Origin of the sequence: Arthrobacter bambusae (assembly GCF_022606295.1) — a bacterium.
GTDB classification, from domain to species: Bacteria; Actinomycetota; Actinomycetes; order Actinomycetales; family Micrococcaceae; genus Arthrobacter; species Arthrobacter bambusae_A.
Genome location: NZ_JAHHZS010000008.1, coordinates 16,881 through 40,641, shown reverse-complemented (window position 1 = coordinate 40,641; position 23,761 = coordinate 16,881). Strand labels below are relative to the sequence as shown.

Annotated in this window: 22 protein-coding genes, 1 pseudogene and 2 riboswitches; of the genes and pseudogenes, 8 read left to right on the top strand and 15 right to left on the bottom strand. The window is 65.2% G+C overall.

The genetic code is table 11. From position 1 onward, the window contains the following. Positions 1-4: 4 nt before the first annotated feature. From KNN17_RS07545 to KNN17_RS07515, 7 genes are all read right to left on the bottom strand, one after another. Positions 5-1,381 carry a molybdopterin molybdotransferase MoeA gene (locus KNN17_RS07545; RefSeq protein WP_241708164.1) on the bottom strand — a complete coding sequence of 459 codons (1,377 nt, stop codon included), beginning with the start codon at positions 1,379-1,381 and terminating at the stop codon, positions 5-7. Further along, a complete protein-coding gene (locus KNN17_RS07540) occupies positions 1,378-1,665 on the bottom strand; it encodes a DUF6457 domain-containing protein (RefSeq protein ID WP_171983416.1) in 288 nt (95 codons plus the stop codon). Before KNN17_RS07540 ends, KNN17_RS07545 begins: the two co-directional genes overlap by 4 nt. Positions 1,666-1,696: 31 nt before the next feature. After that, a complete protein-coding gene (mobA, locus tag KNN17_RS07535) occupies positions 1,697-2,344 on the bottom strand; it encodes a molybdenum cofactor guanylyltransferase (RefSeq protein ID WP_241708163.1) in 648 nt (215 codons plus the stop codon). Between the two features lie 36 nt (positions 2,345-2,380). Further along, positions 2,381-2,881, bottom strand: coding sequence for an HNH endonuclease (locus KNN17_RS07530; protein ID WP_028266173.1), 501 nt, complete (start codon positions 2,879-2,881; stop codon positions 2,381-2,383). Positions 2,882-3,131: 250 nt separating this feature from the next. Beyond that, complete coding sequence (locus KNN17_RS07525; protein WP_241708162.1) at positions 3,132-3,896, bottom strand: NlpC/P60 family protein; 765 nt, start codon at positions 3,894-3,896, stop codon at positions 3,132-3,134. A gap of 5 nt (positions 3,897-3,901) precedes the next feature. Continuing rightward, positions 3,902-4,068, bottom strand: a riboswitch (cyclic di-AMP (ydaO/yuaA leader). A gap of 145 nt (positions 4,069-4,213) precedes the next feature. Beyond that, positions 4,214-5,032, bottom strand: a complete 819-nt coding sequence (locus KNN17_RS07520; RefSeq protein ID WP_241708161.1) for a M23 family metallopeptidase — start codon at positions 5,030-5,032, stop codon at positions 4,214-4,216. Positions 5,033-5,034: 2 nt separating this feature from the next. Further along, positions 5,035-5,245, bottom strand: a riboswitch (cyclic di-AMP (ydaO/yuaA leader). A 126-nt stretch (positions 5,246-5,371) separates the two neighbouring features. Further along, on the bottom strand, positions 5,372-6,067 hold the full coding sequence (locus KNN17_RS07515) for a metal-dependent transcriptional regulator (RefSeq protein ID WP_078106270.1): 696 nt from the start codon (positions 6,065-6,067) through the stop codon (positions 5,372-5,374). A gap of 272 nt (positions 6,068-6,339) precedes the next feature. Here KNN17_RS07515 and serC point away from each other — a divergent pair, with 272 nt between their 5' ends. Next, positions 6,340-7,470, top strand: a complete 1,131-nt coding sequence (gene serC / locus KNN17_RS07510; RefSeq protein WP_241708160.1) for a phosphoserine transaminase — start codon at positions 6,340-6,342, stop codon at positions 7,468-7,470. Between the two features lie 21 nt (positions 7,471-7,491). Here the strand turns inward: serC and KNN17_RS07505 are convergent, their stop codons facing one another. From KNN17_RS07505 to KNN17_RS07495, 3 genes are read right to left on the bottom strand one after another with little or no spacing between them, the layout of a single operon-like run. Next, positions 7,492-8,838: an MFS transporter gene (locus KNN17_RS07505; protein ID WP_241708159.1), complete on the bottom strand. Its 1,347-nt coding sequence runs from the start codon at positions 8,836-8,838 to the stop codon at positions 7,492-7,494. 44 nt (positions 8,839-8,882) lie between these two features. Further along, entirely contained in the window at positions 8,883-9,467 is a 585-nt protein-coding gene (locus KNN17_RS07500) for a DUF3027 domain-containing protein (RefSeq protein WP_241708158.1), read from the bottom strand. Positions 9,468-9,474: 7 nt separating this feature from the next. Then, a complete protein-coding gene (locus KNN17_RS07495) occupies positions 9,475-9,858 on the bottom strand; it encodes a cold-shock protein (protein ID WP_078106274.1) in 384 nt (127 codons plus the stop codon). 243 nt (positions 9,859-10,101) lie between these two features. Here KNN17_RS07495 and KNN17_RS07490 point away from each other — a divergent pair, with 243 nt between their 5' ends. From KNN17_RS07490 to KNN17_RS07480, 3 genes are read left to right on the top strand one after another with little or no spacing between them, the layout of a single operon-like run. Beyond that, the gene (locus KNN17_RS07490) at positions 10,102-10,317 is read left to right on the top strand and encodes a hypothetical protein (RefSeq protein ID WP_241708157.1); all 216 of its coding nucleotides are present in this window, start codon (positions 10,102-10,104) and stop codon (positions 10,315-10,317) included. A 49-nt stretch (positions 10,318-10,366) separates the two neighbouring features. Beyond that, the gene (locus KNN17_RS07485) at positions 10,367-12,829 is read left to right on the top strand and encodes a helicase-associated domain-containing protein (protein ID WP_241708156.1); all 2,463 of its coding nucleotides are present in this window, start codon (positions 10,367-10,369) and stop codon (positions 12,827-12,829) included. Between the two features lie 10 nt (positions 12,830-12,839). Next, positions 12,840-14,483 carry a DNA repair helicase XPB gene (locus tag KNN17_RS07480; RefSeq protein WP_241708155.1) on the top strand — a complete coding sequence of 548 codons (1,644 nt, stop codon included), beginning with the start codon at positions 12,840-12,842 and terminating at the stop codon, positions 14,481-14,483. A gap of 18 nt (positions 14,484-14,501) precedes the next feature. Here the strand turns inward: KNN17_RS07480 and KNN17_RS07475 are convergent, their stop codons facing one another. Together KNN17_RS07475 and KNN17_RS07470 are read right to left on the bottom strand one after the other, a co-directional pair. After that, a complete protein-coding gene (locus KNN17_RS07475; RefSeq protein WP_078106277.1) occupies positions 14,502-14,729 on the bottom strand; it encodes a hypothetical protein in 228 nt (75 codons plus the stop codon). A 71-nt stretch (positions 14,730-14,800) separates the two neighbouring features. Then, entirely contained in the window at positions 14,801-15,709 is a 909-nt protein-coding gene (locus KNN17_RS07470; protein WP_241708154.1) for a LysR family transcriptional regulator ArgP, read from the bottom strand. Positions 15,710-15,778: 69 nt separating this feature from the next. On the opposite strand from KNN17_RS07470, the pseudogene KNN17_RS07465 reads away from it, so the two are divergent. The 4 genes and pseudogenes from KNN17_RS07465 (at position 15,779) to KNN17_RS07450 (ending at position 19,151) form a co-directional block, all read left to right on the top strand. Next, a pseudogene (locus tag KNN17_RS07465) lies at positions 15,779-16,442 on the top strand (LysE/ArgO family amino acid transporter). An 83-nt stretch (positions 16,443-16,525) separates the two neighbouring features. Further along, the gene (locus tag KNN17_RS07460) at positions 16,526-17,236 is read left to right on the top strand and encodes a response regulator transcription factor (RefSeq protein ID WP_059388206.1); all 711 of its coding nucleotides are present in this window, start codon (positions 16,526-16,528) and stop codon (positions 17,234-17,236) included. Positions 17,237-17,238: 2 nt separating this feature from the next. Then, positions 17,239-18,720 carry a sensor histidine kinase gene (locus KNN17_RS07455; protein ID WP_241708153.1) on the top strand — a complete coding sequence of 494 codons (1,482 nt, stop codon included), beginning with the start codon at positions 17,239-17,241 and terminating at the stop codon, positions 18,718-18,720. Between the two features lie 140 nt (positions 18,721-18,860). Further along, complete coding sequence (locus KNN17_RS07450; RefSeq protein ID WP_241708152.1) at positions 18,861-19,151, top strand: WXG100 family type VII secretion target; 291 nt, start codon at positions 18,861-18,863, stop codon at positions 19,149-19,151. A 71-nt stretch (positions 19,152-19,222) separates the two neighbouring features. On the opposite strand, the gene KNN17_RS07445 is transcribed toward KNN17_RS07450, so the two are convergent. From KNN17_RS07445 to KNN17_RS07435, 3 genes are all read right to left on the bottom strand, one after another. Further along, entirely contained in the window at positions 19,223-20,314 is a 1,092-nt protein-coding gene (locus KNN17_RS07445) for a ribonuclease HI family protein (protein WP_241708151.1), read from the bottom strand. A 169-nt stretch (positions 20,315-20,483) separates the two neighbouring features. Continuing rightward, positions 20,484-22,112 carry a chaperonin GroEL gene (gene groL / locus KNN17_RS07440; RefSeq protein WP_078106281.1) on the bottom strand — a complete coding sequence of 543 codons (1,629 nt, stop codon included), beginning with the start codon at positions 22,110-22,112 and terminating at the stop codon, positions 20,484-20,486. A 297-nt stretch (positions 22,113-22,409) separates the two neighbouring features. Next, positions 22,410-23,678, bottom strand: coding sequence for an ABC transporter substrate-binding protein (locus KNN17_RS07435; protein ID WP_241708150.1), 1,269 nt, complete (start codon positions 23,676-23,678; stop codon positions 22,410-22,412). Positions 23,679-23,761 lie beyond the last annotated feature (83 nt).

Genomic DNA, 23,761 nt, shown 5'->3' with positions numbered 1-23,761 from the left:
TCTCTCAGCCCGTCAGGGCGCTCCAGTCGACCGGCCCGGACGGCACCTTGCGGGCAGACCGGGAGGGAGACTTCTTGGCCTTGTCCTCCGTGGGCTTTGGCCGGGGAAGGGGCGGCCCCCACGGCAACGGAAAAGCGGGCACCGCCTCTCCCAGTTGCACGCCGTGCGGTGGCACCACCATGACTCCGTCGGCGCTGGCGAGGCCGCGCATCATCCCGGGGCCCGCATGCTGGGCCGGCGAGGCCAAGCCGTACACGAACCTGAAGGGAAGCAAGCGCGTGCGCCCCGGGTCGGCGTCGAGCATGGCACCGCAAGGAACCTCGCCGACCTCCGGCAGCGCCCTGTGCCCCAGCCCCGCGAGGAGCGGTGCACCGATCGTGAAGAGGACCATCATGGCCGCGAGCGGATTCCCGGGGAGACCCAGCACAAAGCGACCGTCCGGCAGTTCGGCCAGCACGCCGGGATGTCCCGGACGCATCGCAATTCCATCAATCAGCAAACGGCCGCCGAGCTCCGCAATGGCCCGCCGGAAGTGGTCCGTCCCCGAACGGCCAGTCCCACCGGTGGTGATGACGACGTCGGCGGGAGGCGCGTCGGGCGACAGCTCGCCTTCTTCAAGGCCCGCGAGCCACTCTTCATAGGAGTCGCCCACCTTGATTTGCTCGCCGCGGATCCCGCCAAGGAGCTCGACGACGGCGCCAAGCTGGGGACCGAAGGTATCCCTCACCCGGCCGGGGACCGGGACACCCGCGGTCACCACTTCGGAGCCGGTCAGGAGCATTTTCACGAGGGGCTTGCCGAGGACGTCCAGCTCGTCGCGCCCGGCCAGTGCGGCCAGGGCGAGGTGGGCAGGGTTCAAGACAACGCCCGATGTGATCAGCAGCTCGCCCGCCGCGGCTTCTTCTCCGGCGTTTCGGATGTGTTGGCCGTTGCGCGGTTCGCCCGGTTTCGCTTTTCCGCCGAGCGCGAGCAGCGGCAGGCCGTCTTCATCGGTGGTCAGGACCCCGCTCTCGCTGCGGAGCACTGCCTTGGCCCCCGGCGGGATCAAGCCACCGGTGACGATCGGGCTCGCTTGGTGCGGGGCCAGCCGATGGCCGGGTTCCGCGAGGATCCAGGGGCCGCTGCCGTTGACCGCCCAACCATCCATCGCCGAGGACGCATAGTGAGGCAGGTCCTGCAGGGCGTGCACATCGGCGGCCAGGGTCCTGCCGATGGCGTCCTTCAGGGCGACGGGAGCGGCGGGAATGGGCGTGGCACTGTCGAAGGCTAGTTGCCGCGCCTCGGCCCACAAGTGGTCGGCGTGCTGGACCTGCTCAACGTCCGGGGCCGGTTCGGTCACGGCGCCGAGCGGCTCGGCGCCTTCTTCGGGGGCTTCCGTCATCCGGCGTCGGTTCCGGGGTTCGTATAGTCCTTCGCGAGCGTGCGGGCCAGGCCCATCGCGGCATCCATCGACGCGGATTCGCTAGCCTGCCCGGACCCCGCTGCGAGTCCGGCTGCGAAGCCCGCGATGAAGGTGGTCAAAGGAGCCGCCGGCCGGACCACTGAATGGGCTGCAACCCCTGCCAGGGACAGGATCTCGTTGATGTCGATCTCGACGTTTTCGAGCTCATATGCTTGCAGCAGGCTCCTGCACCATTCCTCGAGCGTTTCTTCCTGGCTCTTCACGATCCGCCTCCACAGTCCTGTACAGCTGTTGTCACGGCAGGTCGCCGTCCACTCCGAGCGCCGCGGCATCGTCCCAGGTATCCACGTCGTCGGTGGACCCTTCGGGGACGGGCACGGCCAGCAGATCAAGCCTAGCAAGCAGCCGGAAGACCGCTGCGTTGGCCAGGCCCTCCTCTTCCGATACAGCCTGCACTTCCCGTTGCAAGGCAGATACCCGGTAGATCCCGAGCAGGGGCTGCTTCCGTCCATCGGAGGATATGGACAGGGCTCCTTCCGATTCCGCATGGGCGGAAACTTCCTGGAGCAGGACAGGAACAGCGGCGGCGGCCAGGGGCATGTCGCAGGCCATGACGAGCACCCAGGCTGCATGGCCTGGGGAGGGACTCTGGCCGTGCCGCGCTTCGGAATCCTGCCCTTCGCTGTCTTGCCCCTCCAGGGCGAGGAGCCCGGCGGCGATCGCGGCTGCCGGTCCGGCGAAGGGCGGGTCCTCCCGTGCGGTCAACGTGCCGTCCGGCAATGTGCCGGGATCCGGCCCGACGACGACGACTCTCCGGGCTCCGCGCGTGGCCGCCAGGGCACGCTGAAGGAGCGTTGCGCCGTCGTACCTCAGATGGGCTTTGGGCACGCCGCCGAGGCGGGAGGACTTGCCACCCGCCAATACCACCGCATCAAAGTCCACCCGCCCAGATTACCCGGGAAGCGGCTCAATTCCGGTTCAGGCCGCCGATTCAGGGAGGAGGAAGGGATCCCATGCGGGCGCAGGTTTCTCAAGCTCCTTGATCTGCCAGATAGTCCCGGTGGGCGCCGCGGGAGTGAACCTCAGTTTCCAGCCCATCTCGGCTGGAGTGTGGTCACTCTTGGCGTTGTTGCAGCGAAGGCACGCTGCCACCAGGTTTTCCCAGGAATCCGCGCCGCCCCTGGATTTGGGGTGGACGTGGTCAATGGTGTGGGCTGCTTTCCCGCAATAGGCGCAACGGTGGCCGTCGCGGCGCAGGACGCCGCGGCGTGTAACCGCCGTGATGGTGTTGTACCTTGGCCGGATGTAGCGATTGAGCAGAATCACGGACGGACGTCCGAGAATCTCCTGTGGCCCGACGACAGGCTCGTCGCCTTCGGCCACTACGCTCGCTTTCCCGGTGAGCACAAGGACCAGCGCCCGGCGGAAGGTTACTACCGCCAGCGGTTCATATCCAGCATTCAGAACGAGTGTGCGCATGCACGTACCTCTTCACGGCCGCACCCGTCAGGGGCGCGAGGGCCGGCTGCCCTCTGCATGTACGGGCTGTGGATCGACAACCTAAGAGTAAACACCCGGAGGCCAGATCAACGAATCCTAGCGTGAGTTCCAGGACGGTGTCGGTCAAAGTTCATGTGCCGGACACGTTTGCGCATGCTGGTTAAAACGGAACATCCCCGCCGGCGGACCGACGGGGATGTTCCAGTGAAAACTATGTAGCCGGAGCTAATTAGCCACCGACGCGGATGAAGACCGGGCCGGAACCGACGTTGACGCTGTACAGGGCGGTGGTGCCACCGTTCCAGCCGCCGTGGACTGCCATGCCGTTGCCGACGTAAACGGCGATGTGGGCCATGCCCATGCCACCGTTCTGGTAGTAGACGAGGTCACCCGGCTGCGCTTCAGCAGCGCTGACCGTGCGGCCGAGGGAGAGGTAGTCTGCCGGCCAACCGTGGAAGTGGATGCCAACGGCAGCCAAGGAGTTCGAAGCCAGGGCCGTGCAGTCCTGGGCAACGCCAAGCTGTGCGTAAGCTGCGGCAGCAATTGCCGCGCCCTGGCCGCTGGCAACCTTCGTTGCGGGAGAAACAGCAGCAGTCACGGAAAGCGTCGAGACGCCGGTAGCGGCACCCGTTGCAGCCTGCGGAGCAGGAGCAGCTTCCTGGGTAGCGACCGGAGCAGCAACAACCGGAGCAGCCTCGGTGGAAACCGTCGGGCGCTCGTACTTGATGGCGACGGAGGAGTCGGCCGAAATGCTGGCTTGGGCGACGGACTGGACTTCCAGGGCGGAAGTCGAAGTGGACTCGCGGGGGACGTTGGTTTCTGCAGCGTTGGCTGCGATACCGCTAGTAAGCACCAGACCGGAAGCAGCTGCGATAACCGCTGCCTGACGGCCTACGCCACCGGCGTTGCTGCCGACAGTCTTAGCGATAACGGCAAGCGAGTTGGTCTTGGTGACCGCGGCACGGTGGCGCGCGACAGTAGAGCGTGAAGACACGTTAAGAGGCCTCTCCCTATGCCCGCGAGGTAAGCTGTCGGATTCGGATGGGAGTCATCCGGCCACACTTCTCCCTCTCGGAAGTTGTGCGACTTAACCCCAAGGCCATCCGTGAAGATGACCAAAAGTGGGTCCCCCGCCTCTGCCAGACGATGTTTTGCGAACGGAACCTCGAGCAGTGGCAGAGCTAGGCAATCCACTCGAGTGCATCAACTCTCTAAAAGTTGATGCGTCTTAGACGGTACATGAGTTTTGGCTGAATGTCACATTCAGGTCACGGAGCGTGACAAGCATGCGAGAGGCTTCCATCGGATTGGCTACAGCCAGCCCAGGGGGTCGACGACGTCGCCGTTGACCATGACTTCAAAATGGAGGTGGCAGCCGGTGGAGGCGCCGGTAGTGCCGCTCAACGCGATGACGTCGCCGCGGCTGACAGTCTGGCCCACGTGGACGTTGAACGAAGACAAATGGTTGTACGTGGTTTCCAGGCCGTTGCCGTGGTCCACCACAATGCGGTTCCCGCCGCCATACGGATGCCAGCCGGCGAAGGTCACCTTGCCCGCCGCAGCGGCATGGACCTGGGTGCCGCACTGGGCCACGAAGTCCTGGCCCCGGTGGAATTCGCCTAGGCCGCCCGTGATGGGGTTCACGCGGTAACCGAACGGCGAGGCCGTGATCAGGGTATCCAGCGGCGCCCCGAGTGTGCCCTTGGAGGACGACGTCGTGATGGTGCCGACGGACTGCGCGCTCAGGAGCTGTTTGAGCCTGCTGTCCGGATCTGCCGTGGTGGAAACCGCAGCGCGGCTGAAATCGATCGTGGCGCTTGCCGCGGCCGGGATTTCAGGCTGGGTTCCCACTGCCAGGGCCGTCTGGTTCAACTCAGGGGTGGCCGTCATGGCGCCGGCGCCCGGCATGGCGATCGTGAGGATGAGGCCGGTAGCCGCAAGGGCCACGCCGGCCTTCTGCCCCGCTCCGCTCGCTGCGGCGAACTCGGCCATCTGCCGCAAAGGTCCCTTGCGGCGGCGGAGTTCGCGATGGGGATCGCGGGGCCGCTGGTGCTCGACGGCGCTTGCGCTCCGCAGCTCAGCAGCAGGACCGGACGCGCGCCTGCGGCCCCTGGTGTTCTGCGTGGTCAAGGTTTTCCTCTCTGGCAAGCCTGCGAAGTTAGCTGTCGGATTCGGGCCAGAGAGATCGTGGACCCGGTCCGCACGAAGGACGCGAAGCGCAGGGCTACTCCGAGGAGGACCCTGCGCAATGTGTGCTTCTGCTGCGGACTTCACCCCAAGGCCGTCTTTCGACGGCCGATGGTGGTTCCCCCGCTTCTGCCAGTGAATGGACTAATCCACCTGATCCACTGGCAGAACTCGGCTTCGGATCAGGTAACGCTTTGGTATCGGCGCCAGTACCCAACTATAGGGGATTAAGCCCCCGCGGTAATAATTTCGTTATCTTTGCCGCTCGCCTTGCCGGAGAGGCTAGGCGACCGTGACAAACACGTGCGAGGCAACCTCCGGCGGCAGCTCCAGGGCGCCGTCGATATTGGGCACGCGGACTGAGATGTACTCCCCCACCCGTTCCAGGGAAACCCTGGCACCGGGACGGATTCCGCCCTCGTCCAGCTGCACCAGGAGTTCCGGTTCCACCTGGATCGGTTCGGCCAATCGGCTGACGGTGACCCGGTTTTCAGGTGAGTATTCGTTCATCGCGTCAAGGAGGTTGACCACGCCGTCCGTAAACGCGTGGGACGCGGCTCCGCCCAATGCTTCGAGTCCCGGAATGGGGTTGCCGTAGGGCGATTCCGTGGGGTGGTCCAGGAGCTCGTAGAGCCGCCGCTCCACGCGCTCGCTCATGACGTGCTCCCAGCGGCACGCTTCATCGTGGACGTAGGCCCAGTCAAGCCCGATGACATCGGCGAGGAGCCGTTCCGCGAGCCGGTGCTTGCGCATGACTTCCGTGGCGCGTTTCCGGCCCGTTTCGGTCAGCTCAAGGTGCCGGTCGTTGGACACAATCACCAGGCCGTCGCGTTCCATCCGACCGATCGTCTGGGAAACAGTTGGGCCGGAGTGCCGCAAGCGTTCGGCGATGCGTGCGCGAAGAGCCACGATGTTCTCTTCTTCAAGCTCCAAAATGGTCCGAAGATACATCTCAGTGGTATCGATCAGATCCGTCATCCAGCTCAGCTCCTCGAGCGCAGTATCTTGCGTGTTTTCGCCAGCTCCAAGCTTAGCTTATTTGGAATTACTCCGGATAATTACGACGCCGGTCCAGCGCTCTTCCGCCGTCCCATCCGGAGCCGACCAAACAAATGCTTTCCACGTGGCGGACTATGACACCTCCGGTTCTGCCCCCGCCTGCGGCGTCGGGCAGAATTGGGAAGTCGAAGGAGGCAGCTTGCCACCTGCCACGACCCATCTAGGCCGCTACTTCACCATTGGAGCATCCCGTGAGCGACAACAGCATCACTATCCCCGCCGATTTGCTGCCCAAGGACGGCCGCTTCGGCGCCGGGCCCTCCAAGGTCCGCCCGGAGCAGATCGAGGCCCTGTCCGCCGCCTCGACCACGATCCTCGGCACCTCCCACCGCCAGGCACCGGTCAAGAACCTGGTGGGCTCCGTCCGCGAGGGACTGAGCCAGTTCTTCCGTGCGCCCGAGGGCTACGAGGTGATTCTCGGCGTCGGCGGCTCCACCGCGTTCTGGGATGTCGCCGGCTTCGGCCTGGTCGAGAAGAAAGCCCAGCACCTCTCCTTCGGTGAGTTCGGCTCCAAGTTCGCTGCGGCCACCAACAAGGCACCCTTCCTGGAAGCCTCGTCCATCATCACGTCCGAGCCGGGCACCCGGCCGGTTTCCGAGGCCGAAGCGGGCGTGGACGTGTACGCATGGCCGCAGAACGAAACCTCGACGGGTGTGGCCGCTCCGGTCAAGCGCGTTGAGGGCAGCGACGACGGCGCCCTGGTCCTGGTGGATGCGACGTCCGCGGCCGGCGGCCTGGATGTCGATGTTGCCGAGGCCGACGTCTACTACTTCGCTCCGCAAAAGAACTTCGCCTCCGACGGCGGCCTGTGGCTGGGCCTCTTCTCCCCCGCAGCCCTGGAGCGCGCCGCCCGCATCAAGGCAAGCGGCCGGTGGATCCCCGATTTCCTGGACCTTCAGACGGCCATCGACAACTCGAAGCTCAACCAGACCTACAACACGCCGTCCTTGTCCACCTTGGTGACCTTGGATGCCCAGGTGCAGTGGCTCAACAAGAATGGTGGCCTGGACTTCGCTTCGGGACGCACCGCGGACTCCGCAAACCGCATCTACACGTGGGCAGAGGCTTCCGAGTACGCCACCCCGTTCGTCGCGAAGGCAGAGGATCGCTCCAACGTCATCGCCACGATCGATTTCGATGATTCGATCGATGCCGCGGCCATCGCCAAGGTGCTGCGCGCCAACGGGATCGTGGACACGGAGCCGTACCGCAAGCTGGGCCGCAACCAGCTGCGCATCGCTACCTTCGTTGCCATCGAGCCGGACGACGTCTCTGCGTTGCTCGCCAGCATCGACTATGTGGTGGGCGAACTGAAGAAGTAAGCGCCGGCCGCGTTCCTGCGGTCAGGGCTTGTCGGCGTCGTCCGGGTGCGGATCCCGGGCGGCGCTGGCCTCTTTAACGGCGCTGTCCTTATTAAGAGCATCGCCCGCGCCCAAGGACTCAATGCGGAAGAACCGCAGCCCTCGGGCGGTTCGATCGAAACGGAGCCGCAGCTGGCGCGCGCGAATGATCCACACGATGCCGACGACGGCGGTGCCGGCGCCCGCGGCGGCGGCCACACCCACAGCCCATCGGGGTCCGGCGACGTTGGATACCCAGCCGACGAACGGTGCACCGATGGGCGTTCCACCCATGAAGATGGCCATGTAGAGCGCCATGACCCGGCCGCGCATGACAGGTTCAGTGGTGGATTGCACGTAGCCGTTGGCGCTGGTGATCATGGTCAGGGCAAACAAGCCGCAGGGAATCAGCGCCAAGGCAAACATGGTGTAATTCGGTGCCAGCGCCGCCAGTCCGCTCGCGAGGCCGAACCCGCCCGCCGCCGCGAAGATGAGGCGCATCCGTGGCCGGCCGCGCCGGGCGGCAAGGAGCGCCCCTGCGACGGAGCCGATCGCCATGACCGAGTTGAGGAGCCCGAAGGCGCCCGCGTCCATGCCGAATTCCGTGCCGACCATGGCCGCAATGAAGAGGACGAAGTTCAAGCCGAATGTGCCCATGATGAAAATCGCGACGAGGACAACCACAATGTCCGGTCGATTGCGGACGTAGCGAAGCCCCTCCCGGATGCGGCCTTTGCCTGCGGCTGCCCGGGGCTGGACGCGCAGGGAGGCTAGGGGAATGGCCCGGATCGCGCCAAGCATTGCGAGGAAGGTCACGGTGTTGATCATGAACACCCAGCCCGGGCCCACGGCCACTGTCAGGACGCCGGCCACGGCGGGACCGATCATGCGCGCAACGTTGAAGGATGCGCTGTTCAATGCAACGGCATTGGCAAGATAGTCGTCCTTGACCAGTTCCGAGACGAACGTCTGGCGGACCGGTGCGTCAAGTGCCGAGACGACGCCCAGCACCAGCGCGAACACATAGACATGCCACAACTGCGCCGCACCGCTCAGCACCAGCAGTCCCAAGCCAGTGCTCAGGACTGCCATCGCCGATTGCGTCATGACAAGGAGCCTGCGCCGGCTGTAGCGGTCGGCAAGCAGTCCGGCCCACGGAGCAAGGAAAAGCTGCGGGCCGAGTTGGAGGGCCAAGGTCACGCCCATGGCGCCGGCGTCGTGATTGCTCAGATGGGCGAAGACCAACCAATCCTGGGCAGTCCGCTGCATCCACGTGCCGACGTTGGAAATGAGGGCACCGATGAACCAGATGCGGTAGTTAGGGACACCCAGCGATTTGAAAGTGGACATCAGTTTCCACCTTCAAGGAATTCACTCGCCGGGTCCGCCAAAGGTTAGTCAGCCTCGATGTCGTCGACGTCGTCGTTCTCTGGTGCGTCACCGGAAGCGGCGGCCTGCGAACCGGAGGGCTCGCCGTCGTCGTCCACGTCAACGGCGACGACGGCCTCTTCCGCGAGTTCTTCGGCCGCGGTAGCCTCGTCCTCCGGACGGACGCGTTTTGCCCACGGCACCCATTCCGGCGCGAGGATGGAGTCCTCCGACGGCAACAGTCCAAGCTCGCTGACGGTGACAACCTTGGAGCGCGAGTTGCGGGTCACCACCGCGTACCACTGCCAACCGCCATAGCCTGCCAGCCGCGATTCGAACAGGTGGGTGACCACGCGTTCGCCTTCGGAGCGCGCTGCAATGTGCGGGCCGATTTCACCCGGCCGGGCTATGGTCTCCACCGCGTTGCGGGCAACATCGACGGCGGCGGCCAGGAAAGCGTCCGGCTTGCCGACGCGCCACACGGGGATGCCGGTGCGGGGTTTCGCCGTTGCCGGCTTCCGCTCAGCACCGGAACCAGGCGTTCCAGCCGTTCCAGCAGCGGCGCCAGTGCCGTTCTCTTCAGGACTGGCTTCAGCGGATTCCGATGTCATGGCAGCTTTAGGCTTCCAGCTCGTCGGCGACCTTGCGCAGGGCTGCGGCAATGGCCTTGCCCTTGGCGCCTTCAGGGTACTTGCCGGCGGACAACGTGCCGGAGAGGTTGTCCAGGACGGAAACGAGATCCTGGACTACCGGAGCAAGCTCGCGGGCGTTCATGCGCTTGGCCTTGGCGATGGATGGCAACTTGTCCAGCACGCGGAGGCCAAGGGCTTGCGCGCCCCGGCGACCATCGGCGACGCCGAACTCAACCCGGGTGCCCGCTTTGAGATCCGCTACGCCTTCGGGCAGCGCTGATTTGGGCAGAAACACTTCCTGGCCGTCCTCTGCCGCGAGGAATCCGAAGCCTTTGTCCTTGTCATACCACTTGACCTTGCCGGTGGGCACGTAATCAACCTTCTTCGTTCTGACTTGCGAGACACAGCCGGCGCGCCACCGCATCCGCAGGATGCTGCGGGAATAGGGGTAACTGCCTGGACCGTGTTGGTCTATTGCTTCAAGGTTATCCTGCCCGGCCGCGGAATCGCGCTTTGAGGCTCCAGCAGGCCGGTGCCGCCGCCATTTGTCCGCGACCGGACTGCACCCGGGCCGGAACCGGTGATGCGGCCCCGGACTGTTAGCGTTGCATGCATGATTCCCCACGACTTCCGCCGGCCGCTCACGATCGTTGCCGCCGTCGTCGCAGTCCTGTCCCTGGCGGCCGTCGCCGCCGTCATGGTGATCGCTTATGGCAACGGCGTGGCCCCGGTGTGGGTCACGTCCACCGCCCTGTACGGGCTGCCGCTCGCCTTCATTCTGATGGCCGCACTGGTGGTTGACTCCGTGTGGGCACGGCGCCGTCAATGAGCGGCCGGAAAGCCCGACGGCGGGCCCGCCTGGCGGTAACGTTGAACTGATGTCCCTTATTCGCGCGCTCAGCAAGGAACTGGAAGCGCGCAGCGACGATTCGCTGCGGGCCTTGTTTGCCGCGCGGCCGGACCTGATCTCCCCCATCGCACCGGATTTCGCCGCCCTCGCAGCGAGGGCAAGTGCCCGGGTCAGCGTGCAGCGCGCCCTGGAACGGCTGAACAAACCGGAGATGCAGGTGCTGGAGACGCTCCACCTATGCACCAACACGGACACCGGCCACAGCGCATCGGCGGCCGGATTGAAGAGGTGCATCAACGGAGCGACGCTTGCCGCGCTCGAACCGATCCTGAGCAAGCTCCAGGAGCTGGCCCTCATCCACCGGGCCGATCCGCCGGCCACGGTGCACAATCCAGGCAGGCAGCGTTTCTACTTGCCGGTGGGCAGCCTCAAGGACGTCATCGGCATCTACCCGGCGGGCTTGGGCCGCAGCTACACCGAGTTGGTCCGACTGCAGCCTGCCTTCGCGCAGCGGGTGGTGCACCTCGTTGCCGAGCTCCACCAGAGCGGCGCCCATATCCTGGCCGCCACGACGCCCATGGACGCGGCTTTGGCACTGCAACATTGGACATCGACCCCGGAGAACCTTCAGCACATCCTGTCCGAGGCACCTGTCCGGACACGTCCCCTTTTGAACAAGTTCGGCAGTTGGGCCATGGGCGCCGTTCCGCAGGCCCAGCGCAAGGCCTCCGTGCTCCATGAAGGCCGCGACGTCGGCCCCGTGGACTGGCTCCTGGCCCGTGGACTGCTTGTTCCCCTCGACGCGGGCCACGTTGAGCTTCCGCACAGCGTCGGCCTGTCCCTGCGCGGCGGCGCGATCGTGGACCACTTCACCTTGAAGCCTCCCGTGCCGGAGCTGGGCCAGACGAGTGCCGCCCTGCGCCGCAATGCCGCCATGGGTGCCATCGCCGAAGTGCTCCGGCTGGTGGGTGAACTCCTGTACGCGGTCCGCGAGCAGCCGGTGGTCACCCTGCGCAGCGGCGGTGTGGGCGTGCGCGAGCTCAAACGCCTCGCCGACAGCCTCCGCCTCGGTTTATCCGAGACCGCACTCATCCTCGAGCTCGGTGCCTTGTCCGGATTACTGCGCCTCGATGTGGACAGTTCCACGTGGGTGCAACCGCCATCGCTGGAATGGCTCACGCTCCCGCGCCAGGAACAGTGGCTGTGGCTGGTCAACGCCTGGCTTGCCAGCGAGCGCGCTCCTTCCCTCGTGGGCCAGACCCTTCCGGGGCCCGGCACCACGGCACCGCGAACGGGCTCCGCGGCAACCTCCATCAATGCCCTGTCCGCCGAGGCCCAGCGCCCTGACGCCCCGCTGGTCCGCAAACGGATCCTGGAGATCCTCGAAGAACTCACCCTCGAGGTGGAAGCACCGGACGGCAAGGCTCCTGTGCTCAACGCCGAAGCCGTCATGGAACGCGCCGAATGGGCCCAGCCTCGGATGTCGCGGCGGTTCAGTTCCCTTGTCCGCGGCATCCTGCACGAAGCCGAACTCCTGGGGCTCATGGGTTCCGGCGCCCTCACCCAGCTTGGTTCGGCGATCGCCACCGAACAGCCCGAACTGGCCCTCAGCATCCTCGGCGAACACCTCCCCGCCGCGGTGAACCATGTCCTCCTGCAAGCAGACCTGACCGCCGTCGCCCCCGGGTACCTGGCCCCCGAGCTGAGCGAAAAACTGCTTCTGATCGCCGACGCCGAAGGCCAGGGCCCGGCGACGATCTTCCGATTCTCCGGAGATTCGATCCGGCGCGCGTTGGACGCCGGCCAGGACGCCGAAACCATCCTCGGGTTCCTGCGCACCCACTCGGCCACCGATGTCCCCCAGCCGCTCCGGTACTTGATCAAGGACATCGCCTCGCGGCACGGCCGCCTGCGTGTCGCCAGCAGCCCCAGTTTCATCCAGAGCGACGACGAGGCAGCCATCGCCGAACTCGTTCACGAGCCGGGAGCCTCAAGCCTCGGACTTGTCCGGATCGCCCCCACGGTGCTGACCTCCACGGCGAGCCCGCGGGAGGTCGCGAGGGTGCTGCGCGAGCTGGGACTCTCGCCCGCCGTGCAGGAGGCGGAGACCGCCGTCGTGCGCTACAGGAGGACGACGGCGCTGGCCGGCGGGGCCCGCCCCGTGTACACCGCGCCCCGCACCGCACCGCCGGACGACGACGTCGACGCCCAGCTTTCGGTACTGAGGCAACATCATTCTGTCCACGGCGACGCGACCGGCGAGGCGGCAACGCAACTCGGACTCGAAACCCTGCAGAGGGCCATCCGGCTGAAGCAAGCGGTCACCATGAACGTGGTTGACGGCTCGGGGAATTCCAATACAGAAACAGTTGTTCCCGTATCGGTGTCGGGAGGGCGCGTCAGGGTGTTCGACGCGGCCAGGGACACCGAAAGAGTCTTGTCCATCCATCGCATCATCGATGTGGAGCCCGCGGGCGATCCGCGCAAGTGAGGAAGCAATAGTGAGCGACGGTCCGCTGATCGTACAGAGCGACAAAACCATCCTGCTGGAAGTCGACCACGAGCTCGCCACCGAGGCCCGCCATGCGATTGCGGCGTTCGCCGAACTGGAGCGGGCCCCCGAACACGTCCACAGCTACCGGCTCACCCCATTGGGCCTATGGAATGCGCGCGCGGCAGGACTGGACGCCGAAAAAGTCCTCGACACGCTCCTGCGCTACTCCCGGTTCCCGGTGCCGCACTCCTTGCTGATCGACATCGAAGAGACGATGTCGCGTTACGGCCGCTTGCGCCTGGAAAAGGATCCCCAGCACGGATTGGTCATGCGCACCACCGACTACCCCGTGCTCGAGGAAGTCATCCGGGCCAAGAAGATCGCACCGTTGCTGGGGCCGAGGATCGACGGCGAAACCGTGGTGGTGCATTCCTCCCAGCGGGGACAGCTCAAGCAATTGCTGCTCAAGCTCGGATGGCCGGCCGAGGACCTCGCCGGCTACGTGGATGGCACTCCGCACCTCATCGCCCTCAACGAGGACGGCTGGCACCTGCGGCCGTACCAGAAGCTGGCCACGGAGAACTTCTGGGCGGGCGGCAGCGGCGTCGTCGTGCTGCCCTGCGGTGCAGGCAAGACCTTGGTGGGGGCCGCAGCCATGGCTACCAGCTCCACCACCACGCTGATCCTGGTGACCAACACGGTCGCGGCCCGGCAATGGAAGGACGAGCTCCTCAGGCGGACGTCGCTGACGGAGGAGGAAATCGGCGAGTATTCGGGCGCGGTCAAGGAAGTCCGGCCCGTCACGATCGCCACCTACCAGGTCCTGACGACCAAGCGCGGCGGCCTCTACCCGCACCTGGAACTCGTGGACGGGCACGACTGGGGACTCATCATCTACGACGAGGTCCATCTCCTCCCTGCTCCGATCTTCCGGATGACCGCGGACCTGCAGGCCCGGCGGCGGCTTGGACTCACGGCGACGCTTGTGCGCGAGGACGGCCGCGAGGGCGAGGTCTTCAGCCTGATCGGCCCCAAGCGCTACGACGCCCCGTGGAAGGACATCGAAGCCCAGGGCTACATTGCGCCGGCGGACTGCGTGGAGGTCCGGGTGGACCTGCCCCGGGACGAGCGCGTGGCCTACGCGATGGCGGAGGACGCGGACAAGTACCGGCTCTGCGCGACGTCGGAGACCAAGACGCACTTGGTGGAGCAGCTGGTGGCCTTGCACCAAGGCGAGCAACTGCTGGTGATCGGCCAGTACATCGACCAGTTGGATGAGATCGGCGAGCGTTTGGACGCCCCCGTGATCAAGGGCGATACCACGGTGAAGGTGCGGCAGAAACTGTTCGATGCCTTCCGCGCCGGTGACATCAAGACCCTCGTGGTGTCCAAAGTGGCCAACTTCTCGATCGATCTGCCCGAGGCATCCGTCGCGATCCAGGTATCTGGGTCTTTCGGTTCCCGCCAGGAAGAGGCCCAGCGGCTGGGGCGCTTGCTTCGTCCCAAGCAGGACGGCCGTGCGGCACGTTTCTACTCCTTGGTGGCCCGGGACACCCTCGACCAGGACTTTGCCGCCAAACGCCAGCGCTTCCTCGCCGAACAGGGCTACGCCTACCGGATCATGGACGCCAAGGACGTACCCGCCGCCTAGGGGCTTGGCCAACCCAAGCTAGGCAACCAGTTGTTGCGCGCGCTCCTGGCCTTGCGTTGCTCGCAGCACGACGGCGTCGACGACAGCCCACGAGTCCTCGTCCTTGAGCTGGGCAGCGGCGAAGCGTTCAGCGGCCGGGCGGTCGCTGAACGCTTCGTGCTCAACGCGTCCGGAGAGCGTGTCCAGGTAGCTGACATGGAATTCGACGTTGTGGGTTTCACCGCGTGATTCTTGTTTGTTTTCCATGGCTCCAGTGTGAAACGGGGGTCCGACAATTGAAGACTGTGCCCGCGGCGTGTTGGCTTTTGGCCGTTTTGTCAGGGCGCCCGCAGCACTTCCGCGGCGGTGCTGCGGACCGCCTCTGTCACGGCGTCCAGTATCCGCGAGGGTGTCCGCCACCGTTGCCAGTACAAGGGAACGTCCAACGGCCGCCCGGGCGCGAGTTCCACCAAGGATCCATCGGCTATGTCCCGGCCGCATTGCGGTTCAGGCAGCAATCCCCATCCGAGACCCAGGCGAATGGCTTCGGCAAACTCCTGGCTGGATGGAACATAGTGGCGCGGCCCGGCCGGTTCCATTCCACGCCCCGCACCGCCAAGGAGTTCCAGGAAGCGGTGCTGGTATTCATCCTTGCGGTCGAAGTCCACGGCGGGAGCTGCGCGCAGCGAGGCGGCATCGACGCCGTCGGGAAGCCACCTCGCCTTGAACTCCGGGGTGGTGACGGCGCGGTACCGCATGCTCCCCAGCGGCTCCACGCGGCAGCCCTGCACCGGTTCGGGCGTCGCGGTCACGGCTGCCATCACCGTTCCTGCACGCAGCATGGACGTGGAATGCTGTTCGTCATCCCGGTGAAGGTCGAAGACCGCATTCAATTCCGCAGGAACTTTCGTCAGGGCTTTGAGGAACCAGACAGACAGGGAATCCGCGTTGACCACGATCGGCACCGACACCATGGGCGATTCGCCGGGCAACCCCAGTTCAAGTTCGGCGTCGGCCTCCAATTGGGCGAGTTGCCGCGCCAGCCTGAGCACGACGTGCCCCGATTCCGTGGCCTGGACCGGATTGCTGCGCTGAAGCAATACCCTTCCGGATGATTGTTCCAGCGCTTTGAGGCGCTGGGAGACCGCCGACGGCGTGATGTTCAGCGAGCGGGCGGCGGCGTCAAGCGTGCCTTCCGTGAGCACGGCGGCGAAGGTGTGCAACTGTTCAGAGGAGAATCTGGCCATAAGATGATCTTACGATGCCTAAGAATATTTAGCTGGACTAATGTTGACGGCGAAACTTAGCCTCGAAACATGAACTCCCCCGACGTCTTCCACGCTGCCGGCCTGGGCCTTGGCACCGGCCTGGCCCTCATTGTTGCCATTGGCGCCCAAAATGCCTTCGTCCTCCGGCAAGGAATCCGCGGCGAACATATCGGAGCGATCGTTGCCGTGTGCGCCATCTCCGATGCCGTGCTCATCGCGGCCGGGGTATTCGGCACGGGCGCCCTGCTCACCGCGGCACCTGCCGCCGTCGTCGTTCTCCGCTATGTCGGCGCGGCGTTCCTGGTCACGTACGGCGTGATGGCGGCACGGCGGATCCTCAAGCCGCAAGCGCTCGTCTCCGCGGACCCCGGGCCTTCGGGCGCCGGCCGAAGCGGACTGGCTGCAGCGCTGGCAACCGTCCTGGCACTCACATGGCTTAATCCCCACGTCTACCTGGACACTGTATTGCTCCTGGGATCGGTGGCGAATGCCCAAGGGCCCGGCCTGCGGTGGTGGTTCGGCGCCGGAGCCATGCTGGGCAGCATTCTGTGGTTTTGTTCGCTCGGGTTCGGCGCGAAAATGTTGCGCGGCTTCTTTGCGCGCCCGGCGTCCTGGCGGCTTCTTTGCGCGCCCGGCGTCCTGGCGGATTCTCGACGGCGGGATTGCCGTCACGATGGTGGGTCTCGGCGTCGGGCTTGCCTTCGGAAGTTAGCCGGGGATGCAGCCTCGACACGCGGATAATTCTCACAACAAGCATCCAGTCAACTCCCAGAAACTGGGAGCATCATGAATGGTATGAAAAAGAACGGCCCCGAAGCCAAGCTGCTCGTCGTCGACGACGAACCCAACATCCGTGAGCTGCTCTCCACCTCGCTGCGCTTTGCTGGCTTTGAGGTCGTTGCGGCGTCGAACGGCCGCGAGGCACTCGCTGCCGCCGATCTTCACGCCCCGGACCTCGCGGTCCTGGACGTCATGCTCCCCGACATGGACGGGTTCACTGTCACCCGCCGCCTTCGGGCCGCCGGAAAGCACTTCCCTGTCCTGTTCCTGACTGCCAAGGACGACACGGAAGACAAGGTCACCGGCCTGACCGTGGGCGGCGACGACTACGTCACCAAGCCTTTCAGCCTGGATGAAGTGGTGGCCCGGATCCGCGCCGTGCTCCGCCGCACGCAGCCGATGGAAGACGACGACGCCGTCATCCGCGTTGATGACTTGGAGCTCGACGACGACGCGCACGAGGTTCGCCGCGGCGGTACCATCATCGAGCTCTCGCCTACCGAGTTCAAGCTGCTGCGCTACCTCATGCTGAACCCGAACCGGGTGCTTTCCAAGGCGCAGATCCTGGACCACGTCTGGGAGTACGACTTCAACGGCGACGCCTCGATCGTGGAGTCCTACATTTCCTACCTCCGGCGCAAGGTGGACATCGACCCGGATGCCACTGCCCTGATCCAGACCAAGCGCGGCGTCGGTTACGTACTGCGGACGGCCGAGAAGCGCTGACCTTGTTCAACCGTTGGAAGTCGGCCTCCCTCAGGTCGCAGCTGGTCGCCATCATCATGGGGCTGCTGCTCCTTGCCCTGGCCGCCACAGGCGCGGGGACGCTGACGCTCGTCAAGAGCTACCTCCAAGGGCAGGTGGATGACAAGCTCAAGGCTGCCGTGCAGACCGCCCAGCAGCAGCAGTCCTTTGCCAACCTGTCCGAGGCGAGCCCTGCCGTTCCCACCGACTATTCCCTGACGCTCTACGTCCAGGGCCAGCCACCGTATCCGTTCGGCGGCAGCAAGACCGATCGTCCGAACATCGCCAGCATCAGCCCGGTTGAAGCCAAGGATCGCAACTACGCGCCCTTCCAGGTTGGTGGCACTACCGGCGCCAATTGGCGCGTGGTGGCGGTCAACGTCGTGGACAACCGTACCGGGCAAAACGCAGTGGTGATCATCGGGCTGCCCCTGTCTCCCGTGGACAAAGTCATGGAACACGCCACCCTGGTGGTGGTCGGCGTCGGACTGTTGACCCTGGTGCTCGCGTTCTTCATCGCCACGTGGACCGTTGCGCGTTCGTTCCGCCCCCTCTCGCGCGTTGAAAAGACTGCTGCCGCCATTGCCGCCGGCGATCTCTCGCGCCGCGTGGACATCGAGAATCCGGTCACCGAGGTCGGCCGCCTGGGTGCCTCCCTCAATGCCATGCTCGCGCATATCGAGTCGTCCTTCGCGGCGCGTGCCGCCTCCGAGGCCAGGATGCGGCGATTCGCCGCTGATGCTTCCCACGAGTTGCGCACCCCCTTGGTCACCATCCGCGGTTTCTCCGAGCTTTACCGCCACGGCGCCCTTTCCACACCGGAAGACGTGGGCACCGCCATGGGCAGGATCGAGAGCGAAGCCAAGCGCATGGGATCCATGGTGGAAGACCTCCTGTTGCTTGCCCGGCTGGACGAACAAAGGCCCTTGCAGCTCAAGCCGGTGGACTTGCAGCTCCTCGCGAACGACGCCGTCGTGGACTCCCTTGCAACGTCCGGCAAGCGGAAGATTACGCTGACGGGGCTCGACGGCGGCCCGGCCGCGCCTGCCCCGGTCCAGGGTGACGAGGCCAAGCTTCGGCAAGTCCTGGGAAACCTGGTGGGCAATGCCCTGCGCTATACGCCCGAAGGAACGCCGATCGAGCTCGCCGTCGGTGTCCGCAACAGTCCGAGCGGTCCACTCTCCGTTCTCGAGGTACGGGACCACGGCAGCGGCATTCCGGCCGAGGAATTGCCCCGGATTTTCGAACGCTTCTACAGGGCTGACACTTCGCGCACGCGGGAGACCGGCGGCAGCGGCCTCGGTCTCGCGATTGTCTCTGCCATTGTGGGATCCCACGGCGGTACCGTCAGGGTCGACGAGACCGACGGCGGCGGGGCCACCTTGGTTGTCAGCCTCCCCTTCCAGGACGACATCTCGGAGATGCCTGAAGACGCGGGCATCGCGGAGGCGGAGATCTCGGACTAAGGCCCGGGCGGGTTGGCCCAGCGAGTTGTCCACATAGGGAGATACGGCTCTGTCCGGGCTATGGGACCGCTTCTAGGCTCGTTGTGTGGACCACACGCCAGCCGCACCTGCGGACCCCGTTAGTTGAAAGGCGACGCCCCATGAGCGTTATCTCCGTCGATACCGAACTGCTCCAGCTCAAATCCGCCAACGTCAAGGCCACCGTGGATCGCGTCGGTGCCGACGTCCAAGCGATGAAACGTGGGCTGGACGAGCTCCAAGCCACGTGGAAGGGATCAGCGGCCAACAATTTCCAGGCCCTCGTCTCCGAGTGGACGTTGACCCAGAACAAAGTGGAGGCTTCGCTGGCATCCATCAACCTGGCACTGTCTTCCGCCGCGGCAAGCTATCTCCAGACCGAACAAGGCAACACCCAGCGGTTCAGCTACTGAGCGCTGAGGCTGCGGGTCCCGGCGGGCGGCCATTCCGCCTTCCCGCCGGGGTGCAGCCTGCATTTGCGCCCTTACTTCTCCGGCGTCGACTGGTGGAAGCGCAACCGCCAGCGGCCGTCGTCGAGCAACCAGATGGAACTCCGCAAGGCCGAGCCGGTTCGTCCGTAACTTCTGTAGTTGAGCAGCATGGTGTTGCTGGAGAGGCGCTCCGCGGAAATGACCTCGATCTCAGCGGTTTCGCCCGGATTTCCCTCCAACGCCATCATGAGTTCGTCCCGGGACCAGACAAGTCCGGAGCTGCCAATCTCGGTAAAGTCGGGGTGGAGCAGTATCCCCGTACGTCCAAGGTCTCCCCTGACGTCGGGCCTCAGGAGCTCCTTCTCAAGAAGAATGACCGTTTCCTCGTCTGAGCGCCCGCCGTCCTGGCCAAGGACCGCTTGTTCGTCGTCACCGGCGAAGAGGGTGGGCTCGATGAACGCCTCCTGCTCCGCGAACGCCACCGTCGCGTTGAGCAAAGGCGACCCGTCCGAAAGGTCTTGGCCGCCGAACAACGTCAGGTCTTCATCCGGCGCATCGGCGTCGTCATGATCGTCGTCGAAAAGCGACGGCGCCTCCACAGGCATCGTGCGGGCTGACTGCATACGAGCTGGTGGCGTGCCCGCTGATGATGTGCGGGCCAAAGACCCTGCAGCTTCGGCTCCGGGATAACCGGGTCCGCCGGGAGCGGCTATACCTTGCTGGTATGCGGTGGCCACCGCGCGGGCGCGATCGTCGGCAGCCTCGTTGAGGTCGTGGCCTGCGTGGCCCTTGACCCACTCGAACGTGTACTTGCGGCCGACAATGGCTTGGTCGATGTCCTTGAGGAGATCGACGTTCAAGACGGGCTTCCCGTCCGCTTTGCGCCAGCCCTTGCGCTTCCACCCTGGCATCCACTTGGTGATGCAATTGATGACGTACTGGCTGTCGCACAGAATCTTCAGCTCTTCGTCGGGAACGTGTGCCGTTGACCGGAAGAGGTCCAGCACCGCCATGAGCTCGCCCTGGTTGTTGGTTCCGTGCGGCCACCCCCCGGCCCTCCAGCAAGAGTCGTTCACGTACCAGGCCCAACCGGCAGGCCCGGGATTGCCGAGGGCAGAACCGTCGGCGGCAGCAATAATCGTCATGCTTTCCATCCTGCCAGACCACCCCGACACTCCCGGACCGCAAAGGTGAGGGGGCGTTCCGCCAAAACCCGACATGCGTGAGCGGGCGTGGTGGTTAAACGGCGACGACGGCCCCCACCTGAGGCGGGAACCGTCGTCGTGCGTGTGGCTGGTGAGCTACAGCGGGGGCTTAGAAGCCGCCCATGCCGCCCATGTCGTCGCCGCCACCCATGGCCGGAGCGTTCTTCTCCGGCTTGTCGGCAACAACGGCCTCGGTGGTCAGGAACAGACCAGCGATGGAGGCTGCGTTCTGGAGAGCCGAGCGGGTGACCTTTACGGGGTCGTTGACGCCGGCAGCCAGCAGGTCCTCGTAAACGCCGGTTGCGGCGTTCAGGCCGTGGCCCGACGGCAGGCCGCGGACCTTGTCGATGACAACGCCCGGCTCGAGGCCGGCGTTGTGGGCGATCTGCTTGAGCGGAGCGTCGATGGCAACGCGGACGATGTTGGCGCCCGTTGCTTCGTCGCCTTCGAGCTGCAGGTTGGCGAATGCCTTGGCACCGGCCTGGATGAGGGCAACGCCACCACCGGCGACGATGCCTTCTTCAACGGCAGCCTTCGCGTTGCGGACTGCGTCCTCAATGCGGTGCTTGCGCTCCTTGAGCTCTACCTCGGTTGCGGCACCGGCCTTGATGACTGCAACGCCGCCGGCCAGCTTGGCCAGGCGCTCCTGCAGCTTCTCACGGTCGTAGTCGGAATCGGAGTTCTCGATCTCGGCACGGATCTGTGCCACGCGGCCGGCGATGGCGTCGGCGTCGCCGGCACCTTCGACGATGGTGGTCTCGTCCTTGGTGACAACAACCTTGCGGGCGTTGCCGAGCAGTTCGAGGGTTGCGTTCTCGAGGCTGAGGCCGACCTCCGAAGAGATGACCTGGCCGCCGGTGAGGATCGCGATGTCGGCGAGCTGTGCCTTACGGCGGTCACCGAAGCCCGGAGCCTTGACGGCAACGGACTTGAAGGTGCCACGGATCTTGTTGACGATCAGGGTGGCCAGGGCCTCGCCCTCGATGTCTTCGGCGATGATCAGCAGCGGCTTGTTGGACTGCATGACCTTCTCCAGGACCGCAACGAGTTCCTTCACGTTGGAGATCTTGGAGTTGACGATCAGGATGTACGGGTCTTCGAGGACCGTTTCCTGGCGCTCTGCGTCGGTGACGAAGTAAGCGGAGATGTAACCCTTGTCGAAGCGCATGCCCTCGGTGAGTTCAAGCTCCAGGCCGAAGGTGTTGGACTCCTCGACCGTGATGACGCCTTCCTTGCCGACCTTGTCCAGGGCTTCAGCAATGAGGTTACCGATTTCGGTGTCGCCGGCAGAGATGGAAGCCGTGGCTGCGATCTCTTCCTTGGTCTCGATCTCCTTGGCCGAGGCCAGCAGTTCGCGGATGACGGCTTCAACAGCCTTCTCGATGCCGCGCTTGAGGGACAGCGGGTCGGCGCCGGCAGCTACGTTGCGCAGGCCTTCCTTGACGAGGGCCTGGGCCAGGACGGTGGCGGTGGTGGTGCCGTCGCCAGCGACGTCGTCAGTCTTCTTGGCAACTTCCTTGACCAGCTCGGCGCCGATCTTCTCGTAGGGATCGTCCAGCTCGATCTCCTTGGCGATGGAAACACCATCGTTGGTGATCGTGGGGGCGCCCCACTTCTTTTCGAGGACGACGTTGCGTCCACGCGGGCCGAGGGTGACCTTGACGGCGTCGGCGAGGATGTTCAGACCCCGCTCGAGACCGCGGCGTGCCTCTTCATCAAATGCAATGATCTTGGCCATAACGGCGGTAGTCCTTTCGGGACAGTCGTTAAGAAGGTGCCTTCACTGCGGTGCCCGCGACGGACGATCCTTCGCGTTCGGCCTCTGTACGCCGCGCGCTCGGGATCTCACCCCAGCAAGGTTTTCTTTGTTCCCCCAAACACCGCCAGTGTTTCCAGACGGCCGGAGCCGTGAAGAATTAGCAGTCAGTGCTTGAGAGTGCTAATCAATAATTAGCACTCACCCGAGGAGAGTGCAAGCAGCAAGCGAGGGAAACTGCTCGCCACGCCAGGGGAATTCGCTACGGGCACAAGCCGATCACGGAGTCCGCGAGGCGGTCTCCTTGCCACTCACCCGCGCAGTGTTGTCTGCACCGTAGGTGAAGACCATGTAATTGGACGATGTAACGTCGCCATTGGCGTCGAACCCGATGGTGCCGGACTCGCCGTCGTAATCCGGAAGCTTGGCCCCCTTCAGCACCTCGAGGCAGTCCTTGTATGACGTACAGGACGTGCGTTCCTTCGTTGCCGCATCACCCGACGTCGGACGTGTCCCGCCGGACACGGTGGTGAGCCAGGCTGCGATCGAACCGCCGGCGTCGTCGCCCGCCGCCGCGGCCGCGAGCGCCGCGAGGGTGACGGCGTCGTACGTTTCGGCCGCGTACGTTGTGTCCTTGAGTTTGGGGTCGATGCCGGTCAGGTCCGCCTGGAACTCCGCACTCGGGAAGACGCCTGGAAGAATTCCCCGCGCGCCGTCGAGGCCACCGGCTCCCAGCGCGGTTCCGTATTGGCGGATGGCACCGTCGCTCAAGATCAGGTTCTTGCCGCTCAACCCCGCGTTCAAGAGCTCGGCCAGGGCGCCTTGGGCGCCATCACGGGCAACCACGACGACGGCGTCAGGAGTGCCGGACTTGATGCCCGCCGCGGCGGGAGCTGCTTTGCCGGCCGCGAATTCCGTGTTGGTCACTGCCTCCATTCCGAGGCTGCGGGCAGCGTCCATGACCGCTCCGGAAACACGAGTGCCGTAGTCCCCGGATTCGTGGAGGACGGAAATCCTCTTGGCGCCGCCGTCGTGGGCAAGCTTCGCCAAGACGCTCCCCTGTGCGGCATCAGCGGCCGAGGTGCGGAAGTAGAAACCGCCGTTCTTGTAGCTGCTCAGCCCCGACGCCGTGTTGGCCGGCGAGATGAGCGGAATCCGGGCAGGAGCCAGCACATCGATGGCGGCGGGTGCATGGCTCGAATCCGTCGGCCCCACAACGACGTCGGCGTGGGCCGAAAGCAAAGCCTTGGCTTGCGTGGCTGTATCGGCCGTGAAGGCCGCCGCGCTGGCCCCTTGGCTGGCGCTGATGCCTTCGCCGGCCGCGGATTCCGGGAGCAACTCGACCGGGCGGTTCTTGTAGCCGCCGGAGTCGTTGATCTGCTTGACGGCCAATTTGGCCGCTGCCAGCTCGGACTCGTTGAGGAAGGCGGAACTACCCGTATTGTCCAGAATCACGCCGACGCGCAGGACGCCGTCGCCGCTCGGAGTGACGGAGCTGAGCCTGGCGTTGCCAACGGGGGCGGAACACCCGGCCAGTCCAACGGCCAAGGCTGCAAAACCTGCAAGGAGAGGTGCTGCCAACGATACCCGGGACCGGCGCACCCCAAGAGGCAGGGACAGCCCTGTTGCCG

Coding starts and splice junctions, on each gene's coding strand:
- KNN17_RS07485 (WP_241708156.1), top strand. CDS start 10,367: ATGTCCCTTATTCGCGCGCTCAGCAAGGAACTGGAAGCGCGCAGCGAC.
- KNN17_RS07530 (WP_028266173.1), bottom strand. CDS start 2,881: ATGCGCACACTCGTTCTGAATGCTGGATATGAACCGCTGGCGGTAGTA.
- KNN17_RS07500 (WP_241708158.1), bottom strand. CDS start 9,467: ATGACATCGGAATCCGCTGAAGCCAGTCCTGAAGAGAACGGCACTGGC.
- KNN17_RS07445 (WP_241708151.1), bottom strand. CDS start 20,314: ATGACGATTATTGCTGCCGCCGACGGTTCTGCCCTCGGCAATCCCGGG.
- KNN17_RS07490 (WP_241708157.1), top strand. CDS start 10,102: ATGATTCCCCACGACTTCCGCCGGCCGCTCACGATCGTTGCCGCCGTC.
- KNN17_RS07515 (WP_078106270.1), bottom strand. CDS start 6,067: ATGACGGATCTGATCGATACCACTGAGATGTATCTTCGGACCATTTTG.
- KNN17_RS07475 (WP_078106277.1), bottom strand. CDS start 14,729: ATGGAAAACAAACAAGAATCACGCGGTGAAACCCACAACGTCGAATTC.
- KNN17_RS07470 (WP_241708154.1), bottom strand. CDS start 15,709: ATGGCCAGATTCTCCTCTGAACAGTTGCACACCTTCGCCGCCGTGCTC.
- KNN17_RS07460 (WP_059388206.1), top strand. CDS start 16,526: ATGAAAAAGAACGGCCCCGAAGCCAAGCTGCTCGTCGTCGACGACGAA.
- groL (WP_078106281.1), bottom strand. CDS start 22,112: ATGGCCAAGATCATTGCATTTGATGAAGAGGCACGCCGCGGTCTCGAG.
- KNN17_RS07505 (WP_241708159.1), bottom strand. CDS start 8,838: ATGTCCACTTTCAAATCGCTGGGTGTCCCTAACTACCGCATCTGGTTC.
- KNN17_RS07545 (WP_241708164.1), bottom strand. CDS start 1,381: ATGACGGAAGCCCCCGAAGAAGGCGCCGAGCCGCTCGGCGCCGTGACC.
- KNN17_RS07450 (WP_241708152.1), top strand. CDS start 18,861: ATGAGCGTTATCTCCGTCGATACCGAACTGCTCCAGCTCAAATCCGCC.